General features: G+C 62.5%; 2 protein-coding genes. Both read left to right on the forward strand.

What is annotated here, in order from left to right; all coding sequences use genetic code 11:
- Positions 1-110: 110 nt before the first annotated feature.
- Positions 111-1,655: an IS21 family transposase gene (istA, locus tag AACZ75_RS15560; RefSeq protein WP_026001746.1), complete on the forward strand. Its 1,545-nt coding sequence runs from the start codon at positions 111-113 to the stop codon at positions 1,653-1,655.
- 14 nt (positions 1,656-1,669) lie between these two features.
- Positions 1,670-2,425, forward strand: coding sequence for an IS21-like element helper ATPase IstB (gene istB, locus AACZ75_RS15565; RefSeq protein WP_022522218.1), 756 nt, complete (start codon positions 1,670-1,672; stop codon positions 2,423-2,425).
- Positions 2,426-2,502: the final 77 nt, after the last annotated feature.

Below are 2,502 nucleotides of genomic sequence, written 5' to 3' on the forward strand. Positions count from 1 at the left end.
GGTCACGTTGCCGGAATCATCGGTCACGTTCCCCCGGAATCACATCCAACACGCTGGAATTCTTTAACTTTATTCGGCATACCCTTCTTTTTCATCACGAGGAAGTGCGGATGCCGGCTGCGAGGATTTCCATGCGACAGATCATCGAGGTCTTGCGCCTCAAGCACGAAGTAGGCCTGAGCCACGACCGCATTGCCCGCGCCTGTGGTCTCTCCAAAGGCGTGGTCGGCAAGTACGTCAGCCAGGCCCAGGCGAAGGGCATCACTTGGCCGTTGCCCGAGGATGCTGATGAGGCCTGGCTGGAAGCACGGCTGTTCCCCGTCAAGGCACCGCCCTCACGCTTTGCTGAGCCGGATTACTTCCAGGTTCATCAGGAACTCAAGACCAAGGGCGTTACCCTGCAACTGCTCTGGGCCGAGTACACGGAACGCCACGGCGACAAGGCCTACCGCTACAGCCAATTCTGCCACCACTACCGGCTCTGGCGGGGGCGGCAACGGCGCAGCATGCGCCAGGTTCACCGGGCCGGCGAGAAGGTCTTTATCGATTACTGCGGACCGACCGTGCCGGTGGTGGACCGGAGCACCGGAGAGATGCGTCAGGCCCAGGTCTTTGTCGCCGTGCTTGGCGCCTCCAGCTACACCTTCGCCGAGGCCACCGGGAGCCAGAGCCTGCCGGACTGGATCGCCTCCCACCAACGGATGCTGACGTTCTTCGGCGGGGTGCCGGCACTGCTGGTTCCGGACAACCTCAAGGCAGCGGTCACCAAGGCGGACCGTTACACCCCGAAGATCAACGAGACTTACGCTGAACTGGCTGCTCACTATCAGACGGCGGTGCTGCCCGCGCGTCCCTACAAGCCCAAGGACAAGGCAAAGGCTGAAGCCGCCGTGCTGTTGGTCGAGCGCTGGATCCTGGCCCGGTTACGGCACCAGACGTTCTTCTCTCTGGCCGAGTTGAACGCCGCCATCGCCGCGTTGTTACCAGCGCTGAACCAGCGCCCGTTCCAAGGACGGACAGAGAGTCGTCAAAGCCTGTTCGATGCCCTCGACCGACCGGCACTACGACCACTCCCCGCCACGCCCTACACCTACGCCGAGTGGCGTAAGGCACGGCCGGGTATCGACTATCACATCGAGATCGAGAAGCGGCTATACAGCGTGCCCCACGCCCTGGTGGGGGTGAAGCTGGACGTTCGGGTGACCGACACCTCCGTGGAGGTCATGCACAAAGGGCAGCGAGTGGCGCTACATCCTCGTCATGGTAAGGGCCGCTTCGCCACCCTGACTGAACACATGCCTAAATCGCACCAGGCCCATCAGAACTGGTCACCGGGACGGTTCCTGAACTGGGCCAATGACATCGGCCCCGGCACGCTGGGCGTGGTGCAGAAGCAGCTCAAGGATCGGCCTCATCCGGAACATGGTTACCGCGCCTGCCTGGGACTTCTGAACCTTAGTCGGCGCTACAGTCGTGATCGCCTGGAGCAGGCCTGTGCCCGGGCGCTGGCCATCCACTCCGCCAGTTACCAGAGCATCACCTCGATCCTGAAGCAGGGGCTGGATCAGTTACCGCTGCCGTTGGTCGAGGAGCCACCGGAACTGACCGAGCTGCCGGTTCACACCAACGTTCGCGGCCCCCACTACTACCACTGATCCCGGAGAAACGTATGCTAACGCACAACACCCTCGATACCTTGCGCCACCTCAAGCTGACGGGCATGGGCGATGCCCTGGAACAACAACGCGCCCAACCGGAAACCCACGACCTGGCGTTCGAGGAACGCCTTGCCCTGTTAGTGGATCGGGAGGTGCTGCACCGGGAAAACCGTCGGCTGGACCGGCTGCTCAAGGCCGCCCGCCTGCGCGTGCCGGCGTGCATCGAAGACATCGATTACCGTCATCCCCGGGGACTGGAACGCTCGCGTATGGCGGCCCTGGCGAGCAGCGACTGGATCCGCCAGTCCCTGAACCTGTGCATCACCGGGCCTACCGGTTGCGGCAAGACCTGGCTGGCCTGTGCCCTGGGCAATCAGGCCTGCCGGCAAGGCCTCTCGGTGCGCTACCTGCGAGTGCCGCGCCTGTTCGAGCAGGTGCGCATCGCGCACGGTGATGGTAGCTACGGTCGGCTGATGAACCAGTTGCTGAAGACCAACCTGCTGATCCTGGATGACTGGGGCATGCAGAAGATCACGGCGCAGCAGCGGCAGGACCTGATGGAAGTAATCGAAGACCGACACGGGCGGGGCTCCACCCTTATCGCCAGCCAGTTACCCACGGAGCACTGGCATGACTACATCGGCTCCGCCACGCTGGCAGACGCCATCATGGATCGGCTCCTGCACGGCGCTCACCGACTCAATCTGAAAGGGGAATCACTGAGAAAAACCAACGCACAAAAAACGGAATCGGTTGACCCATCGTGACCGCTCAGCGTACAAAACTCTCTCCAGCGTGAAGGCCGTGTGCAAATCGGTCACGATCACCGGAATGACCGGTCACG

Origin of the sequence: uncultured Brevundimonas sp. (assembly GCF_963975535.1) — a bacterium.
GTDB lineage: Bacteria > Pseudomonadota > Alphaproteobacteria > Caulobacterales > Caulobacteraceae > Brevundimonas.

Bases quoted from the DNA above. Each gene is read 5' to 3' on its own strand.
- istA (WP_026001746.1), top strand. From the start codon at position 111: ATGCCGGCTGCGAGGATTTCCATGCGACAGATCATCGAGGTCTTGCGC.
- istB (WP_022522218.1), top strand. From the start codon at position 1,670: ATGCTAACGCACAACACCCTCGATACCTTGCGCCACCTCAAGCTGACG.